The 24615-nt window shown below is 70.1% G+C and carries 21 protein-coding genes; 3 read left to right on the plus strand and 18 right to left on the minus strand.

Translation table 11 applies throughout. The annotated features are described in order from the left end of the window. Nucleotides 1-2 precede the first annotated feature (2 nt). The 9 genes from OHT76_RS17225 to OHT76_RS17265 form a co-directional block, all read right to left on the minus strand. Nucleotides 3-2315 carry a xanthine dehydrogenase family protein molybdopterin-binding subunit gene (locus tag OHT76_RS17225; protein WP_328871722.1) on the minus strand — a complete coding sequence of 771 codons (2313 nt, stop codon included), beginning with the start codon at nucleotides 2313-2315 and terminating at the stop codon, nucleotides 3-5. Further along, nucleotides 2312-3745 (minus strand): 2Fe-2S iron-sulfur cluster-binding protein, encoded by a 1434-nt coding sequence (locus OHT76_RS17230; RefSeq protein ID WP_328871723.1) that lies wholly within the window; start codon nucleotides 3743-3745, stop codon nucleotides 2312-2314. Before OHT76_RS17230 ends, OHT76_RS17225 begins: the two co-directional genes overlap by 4 nt. Beyond that, nucleotides 3742-4635 carry an FAD binding domain-containing protein gene (locus OHT76_RS17235; RefSeq protein ID WP_328871724.1) on the minus strand — a complete coding sequence of 298 codons (894 nt, stop codon included), beginning with the start codon at nucleotides 4633-4635 and terminating at the stop codon, nucleotides 3742-3744. Before OHT76_RS17235 ends, OHT76_RS17230 begins: the two co-directional genes overlap by 4 nt. Nucleotides 4636-4860: 225 nt before the next feature. After that, entirely contained in the window at nucleotides 4861-6516 is a 1656-nt protein-coding gene (locus OHT76_RS17240; RefSeq protein ID WP_443049796.1) for a beta-N-acetylhexosaminidase, read from the minus strand. A gap of 1 nt (nucleotide 6517) precedes the next feature. Next, a complete protein-coding gene (locus OHT76_RS17245) occupies nucleotides 6518-7363 on the minus strand; it encodes a carbohydrate ABC transporter permease (protein ID WP_328871725.1) in 846 nt (281 codons plus the stop codon). Beyond that, nucleotides 7360-8250 (minus strand): carbohydrate ABC transporter permease, encoded by an 891-nt coding sequence (locus tag OHT76_RS17250; RefSeq protein WP_328871726.1) that lies wholly within the window; start codon nucleotides 8248-8250, stop codon nucleotides 7360-7362. The genes OHT76_RS17245 and OHT76_RS17250 overlap by 4 nt, the downstream gene beginning before the upstream one ends. Further along, entirely contained in the window at nucleotides 8247-9539 is a 1293-nt protein-coding gene (locus OHT76_RS17255; protein WP_328871727.1) for an extracellular solute-binding protein, read from the minus strand. The genes OHT76_RS17250 and OHT76_RS17255 overlap by 4 nt, the downstream gene beginning before the upstream one ends. 187 nt (nucleotides 9540-9726) lie before the next feature. Next, nucleotides 9727-10029, minus strand: a complete 303-nt coding sequence (locus OHT76_RS17260) for a DUF3039 domain-containing protein (protein ID WP_315885607.1) — start codon at nucleotides 10027-10029, stop codon at nucleotides 9727-9729. A gap of 29 nt (nucleotides 10030-10058) precedes the next feature. Next, nucleotides 10059-10631: a YqgE/AlgH family protein gene (locus OHT76_RS17265; RefSeq protein ID WP_328871728.1), complete on the minus strand. Its 573-nt coding sequence runs from the start codon at nucleotides 10629-10631 to the stop codon at nucleotides 10059-10061. Nucleotides 10632-10882: 251 nt separating this feature from the next. Between OHT76_RS17265 and murA the strand changes: the two genes are divergently transcribed. After that, the gene (murA, locus tag OHT76_RS17270) at nucleotides 10883-12223 is read left to right on the plus strand and encodes a UDP-N-acetylglucosamine 1-carboxyvinyltransferase (RefSeq protein ID WP_328871729.1); all 1341 of its coding nucleotides are present in this window, start codon (nucleotides 10883-10885) and stop codon (nucleotides 12221-12223) included. A gap of 137 nt (nucleotides 12224-12360) precedes the next feature. Here the strand turns inward: murA and OHT76_RS17275 are convergent, their stop codons facing one another. From OHT76_RS17275 to OHT76_RS17300, 6 genes are all read right to left on the minus strand, one after another. Next, nucleotides 12361-12642, minus strand: coding sequence for an HU family DNA-binding protein (locus OHT76_RS17275; protein ID WP_328871730.1), 282 nt, complete (start codon nucleotides 12640-12642; stop codon nucleotides 12361-12363). A gap of 320 nt (nucleotides 12643-12962) precedes the next feature. Next, nucleotides 12963-14396, minus strand: coding sequence for an NAD-dependent malic enzyme (locus OHT76_RS17280; RefSeq protein ID WP_328871731.1), 1434 nt, complete (start codon nucleotides 14394-14396; stop codon nucleotides 12963-12965). A 366-nt stretch (nucleotides 14397-14762) separates the two neighbouring features. Beyond that, nucleotides 14763-17060 (minus strand): HelD family protein, encoded by a 2298-nt coding sequence (locus OHT76_RS17285; protein WP_328871732.1) that lies wholly within the window; start codon nucleotides 17058-17060, stop codon nucleotides 14763-14765. A gap of 83 nt (nucleotides 17061-17143) precedes the next feature. Beyond that, nucleotides 17144-17968: an anti-sigma factor family protein gene (locus OHT76_RS17290; RefSeq protein WP_443049797.1), complete on the minus strand. Its 825-nt coding sequence runs from the start codon at nucleotides 17966-17968 to the stop codon at nucleotides 17144-17146. Beyond that, nucleotides 17968-18552 carry a sigma-70 family RNA polymerase sigma factor gene (locus OHT76_RS17295; protein ID WP_078598885.1) on the minus strand — a complete coding sequence of 195 codons (585 nt, stop codon included), beginning with the start codon at nucleotides 18550-18552 and terminating at the stop codon, nucleotides 17968-17970. Before OHT76_RS17295 ends, OHT76_RS17290 begins: the two co-directional genes overlap by 1 nt. Before the next feature lie 267 nt (nucleotides 18553-18819). Then, entirely contained in the window at nucleotides 18820-19422 is a 603-nt protein-coding gene (locus OHT76_RS17300; RefSeq protein ID WP_328871734.1) for a CGNR zinc finger domain-containing protein, read from the minus strand. Between the two features lie 164 nt (nucleotides 19423-19586). Here OHT76_RS17300 and OHT76_RS17305 point away from each other — a divergent pair, with 164 nt between their 5' ends. Beyond that, on the plus strand, nucleotides 19587-20084 hold the full coding sequence (locus OHT76_RS17305) for an anthrone oxygenase family protein (RefSeq protein ID WP_328871735.1): 498 nt from the start codon (nucleotides 19587-19589) through the stop codon (nucleotides 20082-20084). Between the two features lie 23 nt (nucleotides 20085-20107). On the opposite strand, the gene OHT76_RS17310 is transcribed toward OHT76_RS17305, so the two are convergent. From OHT76_RS17310 to OHT76_RS17320, 3 genes are all read right to left on the minus strand, one after another. Then, nucleotides 20108-21268 (minus strand): uroporphyrinogen-III synthase, encoded by a 1161-nt coding sequence (locus OHT76_RS17310; protein WP_328871736.1) that lies wholly within the window; start codon nucleotides 21266-21268, stop codon nucleotides 20108-20110. A gap of 122 nt (nucleotides 21269-21390) precedes the next feature. Next, on the minus strand, nucleotides 21391-22773 hold the full coding sequence (locus OHT76_RS17315) for a nitrate/nitrite transporter (protein ID WP_328871737.1): 1383 nt from the start codon (nucleotides 22771-22773) through the stop codon (nucleotides 21391-21393). Between the two features lie 166 nt (nucleotides 22774-22939). After that, complete coding sequence (locus tag OHT76_RS17320; protein ID WP_328871738.1) at nucleotides 22940-23785, minus strand: hypothetical protein; 846 nt, start codon at nucleotides 23783-23785, stop codon at nucleotides 22940-22942. A gap of 119 nt (nucleotides 23786-23904) precedes the next feature. Here OHT76_RS17320 and OHT76_RS17325 point away from each other — a divergent pair, with 119 nt between their 5' ends. Continuing rightward, nucleotides 23905-24516 (plus strand): hypothetical protein, encoded by a 612-nt coding sequence (locus tag OHT76_RS17325; RefSeq protein WP_328871739.1) that lies wholly within the window; start codon nucleotides 23905-23907, stop codon nucleotides 24514-24516. The last annotated feature ends 99 nt before the right edge of the window (nucleotides 24517-24615 follow it).

The raw sequence follows: 24615 nt of genomic DNA on the forward strand, positions 1-24615 counted from the left end.
CCTCACGTGCCGCCCGTCACAACCGCCGCCTGCGGACGGATCGGCAGGCGGTTCACCGGACGGCCCGTCGCGGCGCGTACGGCCGAGGCGATGGCCGCGGGCGACGCGACCACCGGCGCCGCGCTGACCGCCTTCGCGCCGAACGGCGCGACCACGTCCCGCTCCTCGACCAGCTTCACGATCTTGATGTCCGGGGCGTCCAGAGCCGTCGGCAGGGCGTACCCCGTCAGATCGGGGTGGCGGATCGAGCCGCGTGCCGTGCGCAGGTTCTCCGTGAGCGCTATGCCAACGCCTTGCGTGACGCCCGCCTCGATACGGGCCGCCAGCTGGGCCGGGTTGAGGATCCGGCCGACGTCCTGGGCGAGCGCCAGCTCCACCACGCGTACCGAACCGAGCTCGATGTCGACATCCACGACCGCGCGGATCGCACAGAACGCCATGCCCACGAAGGCATCGCCCTGACCGGCCTCGTCCAGCGGCTCGGTGGGGTGCGGACGGCACTGTGCGGTCGCCCACAGCTCCTTGCCGTCCATCGCCTCGGTGACGGTGGTCGACAGGACGCCGTCGTACGACGTGATCTTGCCGTCGGTGATCTGGAGGAGCTCGGTGGACATGCCGAACTTGTGCGCCAGGGGCTGGAGGAGCTGGGTGCGGACCATCTTCGCCGCGCGCTCCACCGCGCCGCCCGACACCCAGGTGTGCCGTCCGCGGCAGCCCGCGCCCGCAGGAGGCTGGTCGGTGTCGACCGGGGCCACATGAACCTCGTCGATACCGAGGGTCTCCTGGACGATCTGGCGGGCCAGCGTGGTGAAGCCCTGGCCGGTCTCCACCGCCGCGCACAGGACCGTGGCGACCCCGTCCTGGACCTTGACCGTCGCCGTGGAGACCTCGTCCGCGCCCTCCGCGCCCAGCATGTGCACCATGCCGAGCCCGTAGCCCACGCCCCGGCGCACCGCGCCCGGTTCGCCCGCGCCCTCGGGTCCGCCGGGCAGCAGCCACTCGTCCTCGGGGGTGTCCTTCGGCAGCGCGGGCAGCGGAAAGTCCCGTACCGCCTGGAGGAGTTCGGCGACCGGCGCCGGACAGGTCACCGTCTGGCCGGTGGGCAGGACGTCGCCCGTGGCGAGCGCATTCTGCAGGCGCAGCTCCGCCGGGTCGACGCCGAGCTTCTTGGCGAGCTTGTCCATCTGCGCCTCGTAGGCGGCGGCCACCTGCATGGCGCCCTCGCCGCGTACATGGCCGGAGGGCGGGTTGTTGGTGCGCACCGCCCAGCCCTCGATGAAGGCATTGGGGACGACGTACGGCCCGCAGGCGAAGGCCACGGCGGCCGCCAGCGCCTCCGAGGAGGTGTCCGCGTACGCGCCCGCGTCCAGCAGGATCTGCGCCTCGACCTTCACCAACCTGCCGTCGGTGTCCGCGTGATGGCGGTACCTGAGCAGCGTGGGATGCCGGTGCGCGTGGCCGAGGAATGACTCCTCGCGCGTGGCGGTCAGTTTCACCGGGCAGCCGGTCTTGAGCGCCAGCAGGCCGAGCGGGAGTTGGAAGCCCTGGTCCTCGCGGTCGGCCGTGGCGCCGGGGACACCGGTGACGACGACCTTCACGCGGTCCGGGGCGAGGCCGAAGCAGGCGGCGGCGGTGTCGCGGTCGGTGTGCGGGTCGGTGGAGGCCAGGTACAGCTCCACCCCGCCGTCCGGGCGCGGCACCGCGAGACCGGCCTCGGCGCCGATGGGTGCCGGGTCCTGGCGGCCGATGCGGTACAGGCCCTCCACGACGATCTCGCCGGCCGCGTCCGGGTCGCCGTGGCGCAGCGGGATGTGCCGGATCAGATTGCCGTCGGGGTGCAGCGGCTCGGCCTCGAAGGCGTGCTCGGGGTCGGTGACCGGGTCGAGTACTTCGTACTCGACGATGACGGCCGCCGCGGCCATGCGGGCGGTGTCGGGGTGGTCGGCGGCGACGGCGGCGATGGGCTCGCCGTGGTGGCGTACGACCTCGGAGGCGAAGACCGGCCGGTCGGCCTTGCCGCGGCCGTGCACCGGGGTGCCGGGGACGTCCTCGTGGGTGACGACGGCGTGCACGCCGGGCATCTCGCGCGCGTGGGTGGTGTCGATCGACACGATGCGCGCGTGCGCGTGCGGGGAGCGCAGCACGGCCGCCCACAGCAGGCCCTCGGCCCACAGGTCGGCCGCGTAGGGGAAGGTGCCCTCGGTCTTGGCCTGGGCGTCGGCGGCCGGGAGGGAGGCGCCGAGGCCGTGCGGGATCGGTTCGGGGGCGGGGGCTGCCTCCGCGGGAGTGGGCGCGGTGGCGGCTTCGTTGCTCACGCCTGGCCTCCGTCCTGTCCGTACGCCTGGTCGTGCGGGTCGAGTGCCGACGGATGTACGCCGCCTGCGCCCGGGCCCGCCTGGTGCGGGATACGTGCCTCGTCCTGGTCCGTCTCAGCGTCGGCGGCGTTGTGCGCCTCGCGTTCGGCGACGACCTCCTGGACCGCGTCGACGACGCCTCGGTAGCCGGAGCAGCGGCACAGGTTGCCGCACAGTGCCTGGCGGGTCTCCAGCTCGGTCGGGGCGGGGTTGCCCTCCAGCAGGTCGTGCACGGTCATCGCCATGCCGGGCACGCAGAAGCCGCACTGCACGGCGCCGCACCGGGCGAGCGCGCGCTGGACGTCGGAGGGCTGTCCGTCGACGGCGAGCCCCTCGACGGTACGGACCTCGCTGCCGGCGGCGGTCACGGCGGGCACCAGGCAGGAGGCGACGAGCCGCCCGTCGACCTGGACGTTGCAGGCCCCGCACTCACCCTGCGAGCAGCCGTCCTTGGCACCGGCGAGCCCGAGCCGTTCCCGCAGCACGTAGAGCAGCGACTCGCCGATCCAGGCGTCGGTGACGGGCCGGTCGGCGCCGTTGACCCTCAGCACGAAGGAGGCGAGGGGGTGTTCCTCACCGGGCAGCGAGGACTTGGCCGGTTCTACGGCGCTCTCGGCCCCGTTCTCGCCGTCCTCGGCCTCCTGGGCCCCCTCGTCGGCCCCGTCCGCCTCACGGGCCTCCGGGGCGTCCTGTGAGGCCTCCGGAGCGTCCTGCGGGACCTCGGGCTCCGGCGGTTCGGGTACGGCCGTATCGGCGTCGCGTGTGTCGAGGGGCACGTGCGCGTGCGGCGCGCCTTGCTCGGCGGTGTGCTCAGCCTGTTCGGCGGCCTGTCGTGCCCACGGCTCGCCGATCGCCTGGGTCGCCCAGGGCGCGGGCGCGCCGCCGGGCAGGGTGGCCGGCGGGGTGCCGCCCCACTGCTCGACCAGCGACGAAGTAGTGAACTCGCCCGATTCGTCCGGAAGGTCCCCGCCCGCGACGGGGATCGACCACTGACCGGTGACGTCATGGCCGGGCGCGCTCTCGGCGGCCGAGGCGTCTTCGAAGGCCCACTGGCCGGTGGCGGCGGGGTTGTACCTGAACCGGTCGTTCCCGGCCTCCTCGGTCCCGGCGTTCGCGTCGGGCCACTGGACACCGCCCGCAGGGATCGACCAGGTGCCGGTGGCCGCCGGGTCGGTGCCCGCGGTGGTGGCGGGCGTGACCGTTATGGGCGGCGGCACATAGCCGTGGCCGGGCGCGGCCAGCGGGCTGTCGGCGGAGGCCAGCAGGGCGTCGACGCCGCCCTCGGGAAGCTTCACGAAGGCGGTGGCACCGTCGTCGTAGTCGCCCTGGGGCAGCGGATCCCAGCGGCTCGCGCCCTGCGGGGCGCCCTCTGAGTGCTGGTCGTCGGTCACGACAGCGCCCTCCCCAGTGCTCGTCGGGCCAGCGCGGCGACGGTGCGCCGCAGATGCAGTACGGCGGGCGGAAGCGGGTCCACGGAGCCGTCCTCGGCCGGCACCGGGTCGGGGATGCAGGCCGCGGCGACGTATTCCCCGAAGGCGGTCAGCGCCTCCGGGACGATGGCGCGGTCGTTGTCCCAGTCGATGAGCTGCGCCACCCACTGCTCGGCCTCCAGGGGCCTGAGCGGCATCGGCGCTATGGCGCCCACGGCGCACCGCACCCCCCGCCGCGCGGGGTCGAGGACCAGGGCGACGGACGCCATGGAGCGCCCGGGGCCGGTCCGCCCGGTCGCCTTGAGGAAGACCTGGGGGGCGTGCAGCAGCGGCACGCGCACGAAGCCGATGAGTTCGCCGGCCCGCAGCATTTCCATGCCGGCCAGCAGATGCGACACCGGGATCTCCCGGCGGGCTCCGCCCGGGCCCGCGATGATCAGCGTCGCCTCCAGGGCGGCCAGCACCGGCAGCGCGTCGCCGGTGGGGGCGGCGGTGGCGATGTTGCCGCCCAGGGTGCCGGCGTTGCGGATCTGCGGCGGGCCCGCGGCGCGCGCGGACGCGGCGAGCGCCGGGATCAGGGCCGCGAAGTCGGGGCGGCCCATGCGCGCGTGGGTGAGGCCGGCGCCGAGCAGGGCGTGGCCGTCCTGGTACTGCCAGCCGCGGATCTCGCTGATCTTGCCGAGGCCGACCAGCGCGGCGGGCCTGAGCTGTCCGGAGTTGACGGAGGCCATCAGATCGGTGCCGCCGGCCACGGGAACGGTGGCCGGCACGGCGGCGAGCGCCGCCACGGCCTCGTCCAGTGTCGTGGGCAGCGTGACGGCCTGCCCCGCCTGCGGTGCGTGCGTGGTCAAACCGGCTGCCCCTTCCCGCTGCCCCACCTGGTCCCACCTGTTGCTGCCGTACGGTACGTGCTGACAGGGCGGACGTGGCAACTCTGGCACATCTTCGCAGGACCCGAACGCGGGGGTCCGCTAGGAGGCATTCGCCCGTTTCACCAGGGAGATGGTCAGTTTTCGTACGGCATCACCGGTGCGCGCGAATTGCCTCTCTTCGGTGACCCTGCCGGGATTTTTCCATTACCTGTTCGGGGGCGGTCCTTCGAGGGGGCGGCCGAGCACTCCGGGACGCCGCTGCCAGGGACGCGGTCCGGTGGGCGGGCGGTAGGCGACGCCGAGGGCATCGAGGCGGGCGTAGTGGGCCGTCATCCGCCGCTCGAAGTCGGCGAAGTCCCGCTCCCCCGGCGCCGGGAGGGCGCTCCAGGCGACCTCCGCGAAGGCCGTGAGCCGGGGGAACGCCTGGTAGTCCACGCGCGCGTGGTCCTCCATCACCTCGGTCCACACATTGGCCTGCGTACCGAGCACATGCCGGGCCTCCTGCGAGGTCAGCGCGGCGGGAACGGGCTCGAACCGGTAGACGTCCTCCAGGGTGCGGACGTAGCCGATGGGGACCGGCTCGTCGGCGCCCGCGTCCTGGCGGTGGTCCAAGTACACGTACTGCTCGGGGCACATGACGACATCGTGTCCCGCGCGCGCGGCGGCGATTCCGCCCTCGTATCCGCGCCACGACGACACCGCCGCACCCTTCGCCAGCCCGCCCTCCAGGATCTCGTCCCAGCCGATGAGCCTGCGCCCGCGCGCGGAGAGCCAGTTGTCGAAGTGCCCGATGAACCAGGCCTGGAGTTCGTCCTCGTCGGCCAGTCCGAGTTCCTTGATACGGGCCTGGGCGGTGGGTGACTGCCGCCACTGGTCCTTGAGGCATTCGTCACCGCCGACGTGAACGAACTCCGAGGGGAACAGGTCGAGGAGTTCCTCGAACACCCCCTCGTAGAAGCGCAGGGTGTTGTCAGTGGGGGCGAGTACGTTGGGAGAGATTCCCCAGGTGTCCCAGACGGTCAGGGAAGTGCCCCCTTCAATGGATGCAGCGATGACGTCGGTGTTGCCGAGTTCCGGGTACGCGGCGATGGCGGCCTGCGAGTGGCCGGGTACGTCGATTTCCGGGACGACGGTGATATGCCGCTCGGCGGCGTAGGCGACGATCTCGCGGATGTCGTCCTGGGTGTAGTAGCCCCCGTGCGGCTTCTCCTCCCACAGTGGCGAGGCCCGGTGGCCGAATTTCGTACGCGCCCGCCAGGATCCGACCTCGGTCAGCCGGGGGTACTTCTTGATCTCGACGCGCCAGCCCTGGTCGTCGGTCAAGTGGAAGTGGAGGACGTTGAGTTTGTGCGCCGCCATCAGGTCGAGGTAGCGCAGGACCACGTCCTTGGGCATGAAGTGCCGGGCTACGTCGAGCATGAGGCCGCGCCAGGGGAAACGGGGCGCGTCCGCGATCTCGACTTCGGGCAGCTCCCACTCGGTGCGCCCGAGATGCGCCCGCCGGAAGGCGTCGGGGCCGAGCAGCTGCCGCAGCGTCTGCGCGCCATGGAAGGCACCGGCCGGGTCACCGCTCTTGATCAGCGCGCGGTCGTCGAGGACGGTGATGCGATACGACCCGGGCGGGAGCGTGTGGTCGTGGCGCAGCTCTATCGAGTTCAGCGCGGCCCGTCCGGGCGGCCCGGGTTCGCCCTGGCCAAGCGGCAGTCCGGTGGCCGCCTGCAAGGTCGTACGCAGCCAGCGTTCCGCGCTGCCCACCCCCGGTCCCGCAGTGAGCGTCGTGTCCTCGTCGAGCGTGAAGACGCGCTCTCTGTACGCGTTGACGCTCAGGGGCGCCGGAATCAGATCCGTCAGTGAAGTCACGTCAGTCCTTTACCGCTCCGCCCAGCCCCGAGACCAGCCGTCGCTGTACGAGTACGAAGAAGATCAGCACCGGAATCGTCATCACCGTCGACGCGGCCATCACGCCGCCCCAGTCCGGCTCGTCCGGCTTGTAGAAGACCAGCAGTGCCATCGGCAGCGTCGACTGCGAAGTGTCGCTGATGATGAACGACTTGGCGAACAGGAAGTCGTTCCAGGCCGAGATGAAGGAAAACACGCTCGTGGCCACCAACCCCGGCAGTACGAGCGGGAAAAGGATCTGCCACAGGAATCGCGCCCGGCTCGCCCCGTCGAGGTACGCGGCCTCCTCCAAAGCCTCCGGGACGGCCTTCACAAACCCCCGCAGCATCCAGATCGCGAAGGGCAGCGAGAAGGCGATGTGCGGCAGGATCAGCGAGCCCAGCGTGTTCAGCTGCCCGGCGTCCCGCATGAGGAAGAACAAGGGGATCGTGAGGGCCTCGACGGGCACCATCTGGGCCACCAGAAACATGATCAGCAAGGTGGTCCGGAAGCGGAACCGGAATCGGGTCACCGCGGTCGCCGCGAGAAACGCGATCAGCGCCGAGGCGATCACGACGGTGCCCGCCACGACAAGGCTGTTGAGGAAGTAGCGGCCGAATTCCTGCTGCTCGAACACGCGCCGGAAGGAATCCAGTGAGGGCGCCGTCGTCCAGGGCCGCGCCTCGGTCGACTCGATCTCGCCGGCCGGTTTGAAGGCGCTGAGCACCATCCAGTAGAGCGGGAAGGCGACGACGGCCGCGATCAGCAGCGCGGTCGCTTCCGCGGCGAATCGCCACGGCCGGGCCACAAGGCCCCGAAGAAGATTCACAGCTCCTCCCCCTGCCGGCGCAGCAGCCGCAGGTACCCCAGCGTCACGACGAGCAGGATCAGCAGCATCACGATCCCGATCGCCGAGCCGAGGCTGTACTGCGAGGACGCGAACGCCTGCTGGTAGGCGTACACATTGAGCACCAGGTTCTGGCCCGCGATGCCGCCGCCGTTGGTCATGACGTAGATCTGCGTGAAGACCTTGAAGTCCCAGATGACCGACTGGATGGTCACGACGACCAGGATCGGCCGCAGGATCGGCGCGAGCACCGACCGCCAGATCCGCCACTGCGAGGCCCCGTCCAGCGAGGCGGCCTCCAGTACCTCGCTCGGCACGGCGCGTATCCCGGCGTACACGGTGACCATCACGAACGGGAAGGAGCACCACACCACTTCGAGCAGTACGAGGAAGAAGGCGCTGAGACGGCCGTACGTCCAGGAGTGGTCGCCGAGCCCCAACACCTGGTTCACGGGCCCGAAGTCGGCATCGAAGAGAAACAGCCACACGGTGGACCCGGTGACGGCGGGAGTGGCCCAGGCCCCGAGCGCCGCCAGCATCAACGCCAGCCGCGGAACGGCACGCACGCGCGTGAGGAGCACGGCGAGCGCGCATCCGACGGCGAGGGTCGACACGACACAGGCGGCGGCGAAGAGGACGGTCGCCAGCAGCACCTCCCAGAACTGGGAGTCCCCGAAGAGTTCGGCGTAGTTCCCGAACCCTTCGAAGGTGGTCGGCTCCCCTCCACTGACCTGGGCCTGGGTGTAGTGGAAGAGGGAGATGAGGCCGAGCTGGTAGATGGGGTAGGCGAGCAGCCCGCCGAGGACGAGAAGGGCCGGGGCGAGATAGAGCCAAGGGGTCCAGGTCTTGCGGTCGGTCACTGAGGTCACCCGACGGAGCCGAACGCGTCGTTCATCTTCGCCGCCGCATCCTTCGAGGCAGCTCCTACCGACTTCTTACCGCTCACGATCTCCTGGAACATCGTCGGCAGCACCAGCGACGAGTCGATCTGCGACCACGCGGGCGACGCCGGGACGAACTTCGTGCCCGAACTCAGCGTCTCGACAAAGGGCTTCACGTACGGCTCCTTCGCGGCGACCTCCTGCCGTACGTCCGAGAAGGTCGGCAGGAACCCCATCGCGTCGAACATCGAGGCCTGCGTCTTCTTCGACGCGAGCTGCTTCATCAGATCGACCGCGAGCGTGCGGTGCGAGGTGCTCTTCAGTACGCCGATGTTGTTGCCGCCCGCGAAGGCGGGAGCGACGGAACCCGCCTCCACCCCGGGCAGCGGAACGACCGCGTACTTCCCGCGCACCTTCCCGGCCTCCACCGCCGCATGGCTGAAGTCCCCGCCGATCGCCATCCCCGCCTTGCCGGAGGCGAACGCGGTCACCGTGTCGTTGCCGCCCATGCCCGCGCAGGTCGCGGCGGGGCAGTTGTCGTCGCCGAAGAGGGACGTGTACGCCTTGATGCCCTTCTGCGCGGCCGCACTGTCGATGGCGGAGGCGTACGAGCCGCCCTTGCCGGTCGCGAGTTCACCGCCGTTGGCCCAGACGAACGGCATCGCGCCGTACGTATAGGCACCGCCGACCGCGAGGCCGTACAGCTCCGGCTTCGCGGCCCGTATCTCCTTCGCCGTGGAGATCAGCTCGGCCTGCGTCCTGGGGACTTCGAGGCCGAGTTCGTCGAAGACGTCTGTTCGGTAGTACAGCGCGCGCACACCGACGAAGTACGGCGCGCCGTAGACCTTGCCGTCCACCGTGACCGACTGCTTCGCGGTCGGGTCGGTGTCCTTGGCCTCCTCCCACGCACCGAACTCCTCGGTGACGTCAAGGAGTCCGCCGTCCTTCACATAACCCGCGGTGTCGGTGTTGCCGTACTCGATGACGTCGGGCGCGCTCTTGGGGTCGTTGAAGGCGGCCTTGATGCGCTGGGCGCGGGTCTCGACGGGGATGTATTCGACAGTGACCTTCGTGTCCTCGTGGGCCTTCTCGAAGGCGGCGAGGACTGAGTCGACGACCTTCTCCTTGGGCTTGTTGCTGACCTCCTGGAAGAGCCAGACCCGGAGCGTGCCGGTCTTCTCGTCCTTGTCGGAGGAGGAGTTGTCGGACGTCTGGGGGGCGCAGGCGGTGGCGGCCATGACAGCGAGGAGCACGGCCAGACGGGCGGGGAGCTTCATGGAGCAATCCTCCGGGGCGTTGCAACATATGCAATGACTGTTTTGCTCTGCACAACAACAACCGGAGGCTATGGACTACATGAACATGTCCACAAGAGGTCTCAACCACTTCGTGACAACGCGAAGGCCCCCGTGACGCGCATCGGCGCGCCCCGGGGGCCTTCGGAACTTCGGTCGACAGGCCGGACTACTTCTTCTTGTCGCCGCCCTTGCCCTTGTCGTCGCCGCCGGCGCCCATGGACTCGTAAATCTCCTTGCACATGGGACACACGGGGTACTTCTTGGGATCGCGGCCGGGCACCCAGACCTTGCCACACAGCGCCACGACGGGGGTCCCGTCGAGGGCGCTCGCCATGATCTTGTCCTTCTGGACGTAGTGGGCGAAGCGCTCGTGATCGCCGTCGCCGTGGGACACCTGTGGCGTCGGCTCTACGAGGGTCCCCGTACCAGTCCCGCGCTGCGGCTGGGTCTCAGGCTCAAGAGTGCTCATAACAACCAGAGTACTGAAGCTCACATGCGTCAGTTGAGCGAAGGGTCGTCCGGATACGTGGCCACCATCGCGAGCTCGTTGCGCTGGCGGCGCAGGACCTCGCGCCAGAGTCTTTCCGGGGCCGGGGACGACACATCACCGGGCTCCGACTCCACGACGTACCAGGCGCCCTCCACCAGCTCGTCCTCCAGCTGACCGGGCCCCCAGCCGGCGTATCCGGCGAAGATCCGCAGCGAGCCGAGGGCCGAGGCGAGCAGCTCGGGCGGGGCCTCCAGGTCCACCAGCCCGATCGCGCCGTGCACCCGGCGCCAGCCCAGCGGTGCGACCTCGCCGCTCGCCCCGCCGGGGATGACGGCGACACCGAGGGCCGAGTCGAGGGAGACCGGGCCGCCCTGGAAGACGACACCGGGTTCACCGGCCAGCTCGCCCCAGCCCTCCAGGATGTCGCCCACGTCCACCGGGGTCGGACGGTTGAGGACGACACCGAGCGAGCCCTCCTCGTCGTGGTCGAGGAGCAGCACCACCGCGCGGTCGAAGTTCGGGTCCGCCAGGGCGGGCGTTGCCACGAGCAACCGCCCTGTGAGCGAGGACACCTCGGTCATGCCAGACATGATCCCGCATCTTCCCTTCGTGTGGGGAGGCAATCCCGGTAAGGGAGTGAACGCAGCTCAGGGCGGAATCGAGCGCCCCCGGCGCACACCGCTCCCGGTGACCCCTCGTGCCCGGCGGCGAACCGTTCGTGTTGTGACACAGCTATGACGTATCTGGGCGGTACTTGGGCTTACTGAAGGGGGGCCCGCGGCGATTACCCTGTTTCCTCGGCCCCTGCCCCACTCACCGGAACGCGAGATACATGACCGTCAACGACGATGTCCTCCTTGTCCACGGCGGAACCCCGCTGGAGGGCGAGATCCGTGTCCGCGGTGCGAAGAACCTCGTGCCGAAGGCTATGGTCGCCGCTCTGCTGGGCAGTGGGCCGAGTCGGCTGCGCAACGTTCCGGACATCCGTGACGTGCGGGTCGTACGCGGGCTGCTGCAACTGCACGGAGTGACCGTCCGTCCGGGCGAGGAGCCCGGCGAACTGGTGATGGACCCGTCGCACGTGGAGAGCGCGAACGTCGCTGACATCGATGCCCACGCGGGTTCTTCGCGCATCCCGATCCTCCTGTGCGGTCCGCTGCTGCACCGCCTCGGTCACGCCTTCATCCCGGGCCTCGGCGGCTGCGACATCGGCGGCCGACCCATCGACTTCCACTTCGAGGTGCTGCGGCAGTTCGGCGCGACGATCGAGAAGCGGGCGGACGGCCAGTACCTGGAGGCGCCGACGCGACTGCGCGGCACGAAGATCCGGCTGCCGTACCCGTCCGTCGGCGCGACCGAGCAGGTGCTGCTGACGGCCGTCCTCGCGGAGGGCGTGACCGAGCTCTCGAACGCGGCCGTCGAGCCGGAGATCGAGGACCTGATCTGCGTCCTGCAGAAGATGGGCGCCATCATCGCGATGGACACCGACCGCACGATCCGTGTCACCGGTGTCGACAAGCTCGGCGGCTACACCCACCGCGCCCTGCCGGACCGTCTGGAGGCCGCCTCCTGGGCGTCCGCGGCGCTCGCCACCGAGGGCAACATCTACGTCCGTGGCGCCCAGCAGCGCTCGATGATGACGTTCCTGAACACCTACCGGAAGGTGGGCGGCGCCTTCGAGATCGACGACGAGGGCATCCGCTTCTGGCACCCCGGCGGCCAGTTGAAGTCCATCGCACTGGAGACGGACGTACACCCCGGCTTCCAGACGGACTGGCAGCAGCCGCTGGTAGTGGCCCTCACCCAGGCCACAGGGCTGTCCATCATCCACGAGACGGTCTACGAGTCCCGCCTCGGCTTCACCTCCGCGCTGAACCAGATGGGCGCCCACATCCAGCTCTACCGCGAGTGCCTCGGCGGCTCGAACTGCCGCTTCGGCCAGCGCAACTTCCTGCACTCGGCGGTCGTCAGCGGCCCCACCCGGCTCCAGGGCGCCGACCTGGTCATCCCCGACCTCCGCGGCGGCTTCTCGTACCTCATCGCCGCACTGGCGGCCCAGGGCACGTCCCGAGTCCACGGCATCGACCTCATCAACCGGGGCTACGAGAACTTCATGGAGAAGCTTGTGGAACTGGGAGCGAAGGTGGAGCTGCCGGGCAAGGCGCTGGGGTAACGCCGGCCACCTCCAGCCCGGCCGGCGTTTGAGGCCATTGGTGAGCGAAACCACGATGGGGCGGCTCCCGGATTCCGGGAGCCGCCCCATCGGCGTTTCCTACCTGTCCCACACCGTCCCGTGGTGTAGCGGCAAGGTCACTTGCCCTTCGCCGCTTCCTTCAGCTTCGAGCCCGCGGAGACCTTCACGCTGTAGCCGGCCGCGATCTGGATCGGCTCGCCGGTCTGCGGGTTGCGCGCGGTGCGAGCGGCACGGTGGGTGCGCTCGAAAGTCAGGAAGCCGGGGATGGTGACCTTCTCGTCGCCCTTGGCGACGACCTCGCCGACGGTCTCGGCGAACGCGGCCAGCACGGCGTCGGCGTCCTTGCGAGTCACCTCGGCGCGGTCGGCCAGCGCGGCCACCAGCTCACTGCGGTTCATGTTGTTACTCCCGTGTTCTTCTTGCTGTTGAGGCGTGCCACGCGGCGGAGCCGCATATTGGGCACAGCGAAGCCGATGCTGCCAGGGTCCTCGGACAGTCCCCGGACCCGGGTCCGTCCTTGGACCCTCGCGCCCAGAGACGCATCCTGCCCCTACCTGCGGCGGGAAAGCCAATCCGGCACCCGTCCGAGTCGTGAGAACACCCTTGGGAGTCACACGAAAAGAGGGCCTGAGCCTGGCCGTCACCATAAACGGCACTCACAGGCCCTCGGTTCCACGACGCGCCGCTACAAGGGCTTGCCGTGGCGATCGTCACGTCCTCAGACGCCGGAGTTGTTGTTCGGGGCGGCTCCGGCAGCCTTGGCCGCCTCGCGCACCGCACCGGCCACCGCGCCCGCGACCTTGTCGTTGAAGACGCTCGGGACGATGTAGTTCGGGTTGAGCTCGTCCTCGGTCACCACGTCCGCGAGCGCCTTCGCGGCCGCGAGCATCATCTCGGTGTTGACCGTGCGGGACTGGGCGTCCAGCAGACCGCGGAAGACACCCGGGAAGACCAGCACGTTGTTGATCTGGTTCGGGAAGTCGGAGCGGCCGGTGGCCACAACCGCCGCCGTCTGGCGGGCGATTGCCGGGTCCACCTCGGGGTCGGGGTTCGCGAGCGCGAACACGATCGCGCCGTCCGCCATGGCGGCCACGTCGTTGCCGTCGAGGACGTTCGGGGCGGAGACGCCGATGAAGACGTCCGCGCCGCGCACGGCCTCCTTCAGCGTGCCGGTCAGCCCCTCGGGGTTGGTGTTGTCGGCGATCCAGCGCAGCGCCGAGTCGGGGGCGGCGTCCACCAGGTCCTCGCGGCCCGCGTGCACCACGCCGTGGATGTCGGCGACGACGGCGTTCTTCACACCGGCCGCGATCAGCAGCTTCAGGATGGCCGTACCGGCCGCGCCCGCGCCGGACATGACGACCCGGATGCCCTCGATCGACTTGCCGGCCACCCGCAGCGCGTTGGTCAGCGCCGCGAGCACGACGATCGCCGTGCCGTGCTGGTCGTCGTGGAAGACGGGGATGTCGAGGGCCTCGCGCAGCCGGGCCTCGATCTCGAAGCAGCGGGGCGCCGAGATGTCCTCGAGGTTGATGCCGGCGAAGCCGGGGGCGATGGCCTTCACGATCTCGACGATCGCGTCGGTGTCCTGGGTGTCCAGGCACAGCGGCCAGGCGTCGATCCCGGCGAACCGCTTGAACAGGGCCGCCTTGCCCTCCATGACCGGCAGCGCGGCCTTGGGGCCGATGTTGCCGAGGCCGAGCACCGCGGAGCCGTCCGTCACGACCGCGACGGAGTTGCGCTTGATGGTGAGCCGGCGGGCGTCCTCGGGGTTCTCGGCGATCGCCATGCAGACCCGGGCCACACCCGGCGTGTAGACCATGGAGAGGTCGTCACGGTTGCGGATGGGATGCTTGGACTGCATCTCGATCTTGCCGCCGAGGTGCATGAGGAACGTACGGTCCGAGACCTTGCCGAGGGTGACGCCCTCGATGCCGCGGAGCTGCTCGACGATCTCGTCGGCGTGCGCGGTGGACGTCGCCGCGATGGTGACGTCGATGCGGAGCTTCTCGTGGCCGGAGGCGGTGACGTCGAGGCCGGTGACCGAGCCTCCGTGGGATTCGACGGCCGTGGTGAGCTGGGAGACCGCCGTTCCGCTTGCGGGCACCTCCAGCCGGATGGTCATCGAGTAGGAGACGCTGGGCGCCGTTGCCATGGCCGACTTCCTCTGCTTTTACCGTGTCGTGAAGTTGTGCCGTCCGATCGTCGCACCTACCGCTGAGTACGTGGTAGCCGCCCTGGATTGCGGACTTTTTGTTCACCGCTATACGACGACTGTACGACAACTTTGGAAAACATATTCCGCGATACGAGAATCGATCAGCCAGACATACGGCAACAAAGAGGCCCACGTCACATTGGACGTGGGCCTCTCAAACGCTGAGTGACACCGACCCGCCATGCTCGCCTCGCGGCAAGTGGTCGCTCGTAGCGACGAAGGTTGGGCCCGGGGGCTTGGATCGGGCCGGTGCCACACCCAGGCTAACAAACCGATCCCGTAAGGCCATTCCCGTACCGGCAGTCAGTCTCTGAGAAGATCCGGCACCCCCGCCGCATCCGGTTCGTCCCGCTCCCCCGACACGACCGTGAGCTGCTGGGTGGCGCGGGTGAGGGCGACGTAGAGGACCCGCAGGCCGGCCGGGGACTCGTCGGCGATCTCCGCCGGGGAGACGACGACGGTCGCGTCGTACTCGAGGCCCTTGGCCTCCAGGCTGCCGAGGGCCACCACCCGGTCGCCGAGTCCGGCGAGCCAGCGGGCGGCCTCCTCGCGGCGCTGCATGGCGACGACGACGCCGACCGTGCCGTCGACACGGTCGAGCAGCCGCGCGGCCTCCTCGCGGACGGTCTGCCCCAGCGACTTTTCCACGACGCTGAAGCGCGGCTCCACGCCGGTGGACCGGACGGCCGAGGGGGACGTCGAGCCGGGCATGGCCAGCGCCAGCACCTTGGCGGCCAGGTCGGCGATCTCGGCGGGGTTGCGGTAGTTCACGGTGAGCTGGAAGCGGCGGCGCGGGCGGGTGCCGAGGGCCTCGTCGCGGGCCTCGGCGGCCTCGTCGGGGTCGGACCAGGAGGACTGGGCCGGGTCGCCGACGACCGTCCAGGTGGCGTGCCGGCCACGGCGGCCGACCATGCGCCACTGCATCGGGGTGAGGTCCTGGGCCTCGTCGACGATGACATGGGCGTACTCGACGCGCTCCTGCGCGAGGCGCTCGGCGCGTTCGCGCTGGGTCTCCTCGCGCACCGGCATCAGCTCCTCCAGCCCGGTGAGCTGGTCGAGCGGGTCCAGTTCGCGCTTCTTCCGCGGGCGGGCCGGGGCGCCGAGGATCGCCTGGAGCTCGTCGAGCAGGGCGATGTCGTGCACGGAGTGGCCGTCCCGGCGCAGGGAGCGGGCGACCCGGCGGATCTCGCCCGAGTTGAGGATGCGCCGGGCCCAGCGGCCGAGGCGCCTCTCGTCCGCCAGCGCGGCCAGTACGGCCTTCGGGGTCAGCTCCGGCCACCAGGCGTCGAGGAACTCGATGAAGGAGTCCTCGCTGGTCACGTCCTCGTCGAAGGAGGAGCGCAGCTCGGCCGCGAGCTCGGGGTCGGTGTGCCGGGAGGCGCCGCCGGAGCGGGACCACAGGGCGTCCAGGAGGAGCTTGCGGGCGCGCGGGCGCAGCAGGTTCACGGGGGCGGTGCCACTGAGGGCGTTGCGGCGGATCGCGGCCAGGTCCTGGGCCTCCAGCTCCAGCCGGCGGCCGAAGGCGACCACCCGCAGGCGGGTCGGAGAATCGTTCAGCTCCAGAGCTCCGCGCGCGGCCTTCCGCACCACCTTGAGCATGCGGTACGAGCCCTTGGCGCGCGCCGTGGACGGGGAGTCGTACAGCGTCGCCTCGGCGCCGTCGACCAGCGAGCCGATGGCCCGGATCGCGACCTGGCCCTCCTCGCCCAGCGACGGCAGCACACCCTCGGTGTACGCCACCAGCAGCGGGGTCGGGGAGACGATCAGGATGCCGCCCGAGTACCGGCGCCGGTCCTGGTAGAGCAGATAGGCGGCGCGGTGCAGCGCCACCGCGGTCTTCCCCGTACCCGGGCCGCCCTCGACGTAGGTCACGGAGGCGGCGGGGGCGCGGATGACCAGGTCCTGCTCGGCCTGGATGGAGGCGACGATGTCCCGCATGGTGTGGGTGCGGGCCTGGCCGAGGGCGGCCATCAGGGCGCCGTCGCCGATGACGGGCAGCTCCTGGCCGTCCCGGAACGCCTTGAGCTCGGGGCGCATCAGGTCGTCCTCGACCCCGAGGACCCGGCGGCCCTTGGAGCGGATGACCCTTCTGCGGACCACCCGCCCCGGGTCGACCGGGGTGGAGCGGTAGAAGGGGGCGGCCGCGGGGGCCCGCCAGTCGATGACCAGCGGGGCGTAGTCGTTGTCCAGGACTCCGATCCGCCCGATGTGCAGGGTCTCGGCGATATCGGCGGTGTTGTCGGAGCGCACGGCACCCTCGGCAGGCTCTACGGCGGTGTAGGCGCCGTCCGGGCCCTTCTTGCCGTCCTTGCCGAGCAGCAGGTCGATCCGGCCGAAGAGGAAGTCCTCGTACTCGTTGTTCAGCCGGTTCAGGTGGACGCCCGCCCGGAAGACCTGCGCGTCCCGCTCGGCGAGCGCGCCGGGGGTGCCGACCTGGCCGCGCTTGGCCGCGTCGTGCATGAGGAACTCCGCCTCGTGGATCTTCTCCTCAAGACGCTGGTACACCCGGTCCAGGTGTTCCTGTTCGATGCTGATCTCACGGTCCCGGACCGAATCCGGGACCGCGCCGACCGCGGTTTCCTGCTGAGCCTGTGCGGCCACCGGGCCCCCTTCTGACGTGCTGGGCAGCCGTCAACCGTACGCGAAGGGGGGCCCTGGAAGCTATGCGTCCGCGGTGCGTGGCCTCACACGGCCACCTCGACCAGCCGTTTGCCCTCGAAGGTCATGACCTCGAAGCGCTCGATCTCGCCGGGCGCGAAGGCCGCCCCGCCGTGCACATACAGCGGCTGCTTGGCCTGCTCGGTCGTGGCGTTCGGGATGCCGTAGCCCCACTTCGGGACGGACCAGGAGGTGATCGTCTCGCGCTCGCCGTTCTTTCCTACGGCGATCAGGGAGCACTTCTCGGGGCCTGTGACGTTCTTCAGCTCCAGCACGGCATGGGTGCCCCAGGCCTTCGGCTCCATGGCGACGGTCGCGGAGACCTTGGTGGAGGCGTCCCGGCCGGAGACCCGGTCGGTCATGATGTCGAAGGCGGCCTTGGCGGGGCTGGTGGCGTGTGCCTCGGTGGACGTACCGCCGTCGTCGCCGCCGGTGGTGGCGATCGCGGCGACCGGACCGCCGATGATCAGGGCGGCCGCGGCGGCCACCATGTAGAAGCTGCGGCGGCGGGTCATCGCTCTGCGCTCGGCGACCTCGTCGACCAGGTTCTGCACCAGCCTCGGGCTCGGCTTCGCCGAGAGCGACTCGCCGATGGCGGGCGTGCCGGAGCCCGGCAGGTCCGCGAGCGCGGCCAGCATCGGCTCCATCCCGGCGAGCTCGTCGAGCTGCTGGGCGCACCACTCGCAGGTCGCGAGGTGCATCTCGAAAGCGGTTGCTTCGGCGTCGTCGAGAATCCCGAGGGCGTAGGCGCCGACGGTCTCGTGCTCGTTCGCGCCCGAAGAGCCCTGCGTTCCCTGCATGGGGCCAGACATACCCGGACCCCCTGCTCCGTATCCCCCGTATGTGTTCATCACGCCGTCACCCCCCGCTCCTCCAGCGCCAGCTTCATCGACCGCAGGGCGTAGAACACCCGCGAGCGGACGGTGCCGCTGGGTATGCCGAGCGTCTCAGCCGCCTCATTGACCGTACGCCCCTTGAAGTACGTCTCGACGAGCACCTCCCGGTGGGCGGGGGTCAGGTCGTCGAGCGCGTCCGACAGCGTCATCAACCACAGCGCCTTGTCGATCTCGTCCTCCGCGGGGATGACCTCCAGCGGCGACGGATCGACCTCCTGCGGCCGGGCCTGCCGGCTGCGGTGGCCGTCGATGACGATGCGGCGCGCGACCGTCACCAGCCAGGGGCGTACCGATCCGGTCGCTCGATTGAGCTGACCGGCGTTCTTCCAGGCACGGATGAGCGTCTCCTGCACGACGTCCTCGGCACGCTGCCGGTCACCGGCGACCAGTCGGAGGACATACGCGAGCAGGGGTCCGGCGTGCTCTCTGTACAGAGCACGCATCAGCTCCTCGTCAGGTTCCACCGAGGGCTGGGACATGCGATGTCGGGCCCTCGATCCACGTTCATTGGCCACGGCCGCATCCTTGCGCACGCCCACCTCCGGTGTCCCCAATTCGTCTGGGCTCCCCCAGCCGGTCGCTCCACCACCCGTACGCACCGCGCGCGTTGAGTGTTCAAAGTGGGGTGACAGTTTTCTCCGGGGTGACATGACGGAGGGGACACCGGGGCACATTCCCCCCTCAATGTCTTTACATTTCCGCCACGTAGGCAAGATCGGGCCGTTGTTCGAGGGGCCGACGAAGGTAAACGATGTGTAATCGAAATCACTTCGACAGCCGTTTCACAGAAGGGGCATAACGGGCCGTCAGGCGCGGGCGAGCGCGGCCCGTCGCCGATGCCGGGCGACCCGCTCCCGGTTCCCGCACACCTCGCTGCTGCACCAGCGCCTACGGCGTCCGCGCGAGGTGTCGAGGTAAACGATCGGGCAGTTGTCGCCCTCGCACTGCCGCAGCCCCGCCCTCACAGTCGGATCGGTCAACAGCTCCACGGCGTCCCGGGCGACGGCGGCGAGCAGCGCGTCCCGCTCCGGCGGCCCCTCCAACTCCCGCACGAGCGTGCCGTCCTGGGCACGGGCCGCGCGCGGGGCGGGAGGCGCGGTGCGGGCGGCGTCGTTCACGCGGGCGAGAGCATGGCCGTACGACGACCAGGACCTGACCTCGGCGGACAGCGCGCCCCGCACCAACTGGTCGATACGGCCACGCAGTTCCCGGAAGTCGACGAGCCAGGAGGCGTCGGCGTGCGTGAGGGGGGTGCCCGGCGGGACGAGTCCGGAGCGGACGATCCAGGCGGAGAGCACCTCGACGGAGTCGAGCCGTTCCACGGGGTGGGTCGTCGCCAGGAGATCGAGACAGATCCGTCCGGCGTCGAAGCGCAGCTCGTACGAGACCGTGGCCGTACCCAGTGCCATGTGCCTGTCACCGCCTAGGGGTCACCCCGGGTCCGGCCCGGATGAACCGTTCCCTCTAACAGTGCCTTCCCGCTTCGGCGCCCGAAACCCCTTGTGGACGCGCGCGTATGCGGCCGCGCGTCAGGGCCATGTTCCGTGGGGCGGGCGGTCGATTGACTGATCGCATGACGGATCGCATGACGACAACACGGTTTCGGACAGCCACCTCGACCGCGGCCACGCTCACCACGGGCCTGCTCGCCGGGTCCTTCTACGTCTTCGCCTGCGGGGTGATGCCGGGCCTGGGACGGAGTTCGGACGAGGTGTATGTGGAGGTGATGCGGAACATCAACGAGGTGATCCAGAACCCGGTGTTCCTGCTGAGCTTCCTGGGGGCGCCGGTGCTGACGGGGGTGGCGGCGTGGCAGCTGCGGGGCGCGCCGGGACGGCGTTGGGTGTGGGCGGCACTTGCGGCGAACGTGCTGGCGTTCCTGGTGACGGTGGTGATCAACATCCCGCTCAACGACGCCTTGATGGAGGCGGGGGATCCGGCCGTGCTGCGGGAGGAGTTCGAGGGCGCCTGGGTGGGCTGGAACGTGGCGCGGGGAGTGTTGTCGACGGTAGGGCTCGGGTGCCTGGCGTGGGGGTTGGTACGTCAGCCCGCGGGCGATCGCACCGCCTAGCCGCACCCACCCCCCACCGGTGCCTACACGTCCGCGTACTTCGAATCCGCAGCCGGATCCAACGCCAGCCGGTACCCCCGCTTCACCACCGTCTGGATCAACTTCGGCGTCCCAAGAGCCGACCGCAGTCGAGCCATCGCCGTCTCCACGGCGTGCTCGTCCCGCCCCGCACCCGGCAGCGCCCGCAAGAGTTCCGCCCGAGCCACCACCCACCCCGGCCGCCGGGACAGCGCCCGCAGCAGGGACATCCCGGCCGGCGGAACCGGTCGTAGCGCCCCGTCCACCAGCACCGCATGCCCCCGTATCTCCACCCGATGCCCGGCCACCGGGAACGACCGCGCCCGACCGGGCAGTTCCTGGCAGAGCACCTGGACCAGCGGCCCGAGCCGGAAGCGTTCGGGCTGGACGGTGTCCACACCGACCGCCTGCAACGGCAGCGCGGTCACCGGGCCGACGCAGGCCGGGAGGACGTCATGGTTCAGAGCCGCCAGCACCTCCGGCAGCAACCCCCGCTCCTCCGCCCGAGAGAGCAGCGACGCGGCCGCCGGCGCACTCGTGAAGGTCAGCGCGTCCAGCCCGCGTGAAACCATCGCGTCCAGCAAGCGGTCCACGGGAGTGATGTCCTCCGGCGGCATCCACCGGTACACCGGCACGCCCACGACCTCCGCGCCCGCGGCCCGAAGCGACTCGACGAACCCGGGCAGCGGCTCCCCGTGCAGTTGTACGGCGATACGTCGGCCGTCGACGCCCTCCTCCAGCAGCCGGTCCAGCACCTCCGCCATGGATTCGGACGACGGCGACCAGTGCTCCGTAAGACCTGCGGCCCGTATCGACCCCTTCACCTTCGGCCCGCGCGCGAGCAGCTCCACACCGCGCAGCCGGTCCAGCAGGTCTTCGCCGAGGCCCCAGCCGTCGGCCGCCTCGATCCACCCGCGGAAGCCGATCGCGGTCGTGGCGACGACGACATCGGGCGCCTGGTCCACGATCTCCTTGGTCGCGGCGAGCAGTTCACCGTCGTCGGACAGCGGCACGATGCGCAGGGCGGGGGCATGCAGGACAGCGGCGCCGCGCCGCTGAAGCAGCGCCCCCAGCTCGTCGGCCCGGCGCGCGGCGGTCACACCGACGGTGAAACCCGCCAGCGGCCCTTGTTGCCCGTGACCGGGCTTGTGCTGTTCGTCGTACATAACTCTCGTCCCGCTCGCGAGTCGTCACATATCGGGTTCCACCCGCATGCCGATCGAGCCTGTCAACGGTGCGTGACAGGCTCGGTTCGGCTTGATGTCGACGGTGTTACGTCACACCCGTCTCACACCTCGGCATAGCTGAGCTGCGGCTTCGCCTCCGAAGTGGCCGACTCCGCGTGCGGCTGGGTGGCCGGGCGGCGAAGGTATACGGCCCAGGTGACCAGGAAGCACACACCGTAGAAGGCGAGGAAGGCGACGAAGGCGCCGGTGCCGGAGCCCACGGAGAGGAAGGACTGGCGGAAGGCGAGGTTGATGCCGAGTCCGCCGAGCGCGCCCACTGCGCCGATCAGGCCCATGGAGGCGCCGGAGAGCCGGCGGCCGTAGGCGGCGGCCTCGTCACCGGTGAGTCCCTTGGCGAGGGCCTTCGTGTGGAAGATGCCCGGGATCATCTTGTAAGTGGAGCCGTTGCCGAGGCCGGTCAGCACGAACAGGCAGATGAACGCGGTGGTGAACAGCGGCAGCGACTCCTGCATCGAGGCCACGATGATGATCGAGGTCGCGGCGGCCATGCCGACGAAGTTCCACAGCGTGATCTTCGCGCCGCCGTACTTGTCGGCGAGCGCGCCGCCGACGGGCCGGATCAGCGAGCCGAGCAGCGGGCCGATGAAGGTGACATACGCGGCCTGCAGCGGCGTACGGCCGAACTGGGTCTGCAGGACCAGGCCGAAGGCGAAGCTGTAGCCGATGAAGGAGCCGAAGGTGCCGATGTAGAGGAAGGACATGATCCAGGTGTGCCCCTCCTTCACCGCGTCCTTGGCGGCGCCGGTGTCGTTCTTCACGGACGAGATGTTGTCCATGTACAGCGCGGCGAGGATCGCGGCTACGACGATCAGCGGGATGTAGATGCCGAGCAGCACCCGCGGGCCGGCGCTGGCACCGATGACGGCGAGGCCGACGAGCTGCACGACGGGTACGCCGATGTTGCCGCCGCCGGCGTTGAGCCCGAGCGCCCACCCCTTCTTCTTCAGCGGGAAGAAGGCGTTGATATTGGTCATGCTGGAGGCGAAGTTGCCACCGCCGACACCGGCGAGCATCGCGCACAGCAGGAACGTGGTGAAGGACGTCCCCGGCTCCATCACGATGAACGCGGCGATCGTCGGCAGGAGCAGCATGGCCGCCGAGATGATCGTCCAGTTCCGGCCGCCGAAGATCGCGACGGCGAAGGTGTACGGCACCCGGACGACGGCGCCGACCAGCGTCGCCATGGAGACGATGGTGAACTTGTCCGCCGGGGTGAGGCCGTACTCGGGGCCCATGAAGAGCACCATGACGGACCACAGCGTCCAGATCGAGAACCCTATGTGCTCGGAGAGGACCGAGAAGTAGAGGTTCCGACGGGCGATCTTCTCGCCCTTCTCGTTCCAGAAGGTCTCGTCCTCCGGATCCCAGTGATCGATCCAGCGGCCTCCCCTGCTCGCGGCGGGGGCTGTGCTTGGGGCTGTCATGACGCCTCCACGGTGCTCCGGGCTCAGGTCGTAATCCAGGGAGTGGCTGATCCCGAAGGTATGGAGGGCTCGTTTCCTGCCTGTGCCACTGGGTGACCGGAAAGGAACTTTGCTCTCACCTCGTGAGGAGGCGGGATGAGAGGTTCCCGTGACGCGGGCGGGCGGGTCAGTGGGTCGGGGGCTGCCAGTGGGGGTTCTGCTGGGGGTAGGGCTGCTGCGGCGGATACGGCTGCTGCTGTTGCGGGTACGCCTGCGGCTGCGGTTGCTGCGGGTACGGCTGCTGGGCGTACGGGCCCGGCGCCGGGGCCGTCGGAGCGGCGCCGTACGGCCCACCCTGCGGTCCACCGCCGTACGGCATACCGCCCTGCGGACCACCGCCGTACGGCCCGCTCGCGAAGGGGTTCGCCTGCCCCGGCACCTGGACGCCCGCCGGCAGGTACCGCAGTCGGCCCGTCGCGTCGTTCACCGGCTGGAAGCCGGCGGCCTGGAGGCGGGCGGCGAACTTGGCGTTGCGCTTGCGATTGACGGCGAAGCCGACGCCAAGGGCGCCGAGCAGCAGGATCCACAGCACGCCCGCGATGACCCAGGTGACACTGCCCTGGCTGGACCGCATGGCGACGGCGAGACAGCCGAGGCTGCCGCCGAGCGCGCCGAGAACCATCCGCTTCTCGGCGCTCTTGCCGGTGAGGTCGAAGTTGATCCGGGCCTTGAGCAGCTCGAAGGCGTCGGGGACGAGAGGCGGCACCGAGACCCCGTCACCGGCATTCGGATACTGCGCCCAGTTCTGCGCGGCGCGGGCGCGGGCCTGGGGGCTGTGGTCGGGCACCAGCAACATGACGAGCGAACTGTTGTGTCCGCCCCCTTGCCGCACGTCCGCGTACTCATACCCGAACTGCTGGGCGATGAAGGCGAGCCGGGCGAGCTTCTTCACGGATGCCATGGCGCTGGTGAGCTCGACGGGCTCCCCACTCGCCATCAACCGCAGCATCTTCTGTACCTGCCGCTTGCTCATCGACACCCTCTCCCCACCGGGCCACCCCGTTCACTTGCGCAACTCGGCCAGTGTTCCATGGGGGTCTGACAGCGGGAACCTCGATCGTGGGGTTCACAGGATCTTGGTGTGGGGGACCCGTGGAGGAACACGTACTGGCCCGTTCCGTCATCGCCCCGCTCGGCGGTCTGCTGGAGATAGGGGCGGTGACGGCCACCGGCACCTGGCGGCTCGCCGACGTGTCGGTGGGTGCGTTTCTGGACGACCGCGGGCCCGAAGTGGAGCGCGTGCTGGACGGCATCCACAGGGTGTGCGCGTTCGGGCCGGTGTTCACGGCGGTCGCGGACGAACTGGGCTGCTTCCGTGACCACGAGGTCACCGCCGCCGCCCTGCTCCTCTGGTCCGGCGGAGTGGAAGGCGTACGGCCCGACCTGGAGAGCCCGCAGGCGGTACGCCGGATGTGCCGCGCGGGAGCGGATCTCCAGCTGACGGAGTTCCTGCACGCGCTGATCACGGCGGCGCTCGTCGCGGAGACGGACGCGGACTGCGGCGCGAGGGCGCTCACCGAGCTCCTCGCCCTGACCACGGCCCTGGCGGACGGCACCGGCCGCTGCACCCCGGCCAGCGCCTTCCGCACTTGGCGCACCGGCCGCCTCACCCAGGTCCTCCGCCCCGGCTCGGGGGCACCGGAGTGGGGAAGGGCCGGGTTCCGGGCGTATGAGCGGGCGCTGGACGGTCTGCTGGATCGGTGACGGCGGTCCATTGGAATCCGTGACGGCGGCCCATTGGATCCGTGACGGCGGCTCTTCCCTTGCGGACGGTCGCCGTTATCCTCTAGCGGACCCCATAGG

Origin of the sequence: Streptomyces sp. NBC_00287 (genome assembly GCF_036173105.1) — a bacterium.
In the GTDB taxonomy this organism is placed as follows: domain Bacteria; phylum Actinomycetota; class Actinomycetes; order Streptomycetales; family Streptomycetaceae; genus Streptomyces.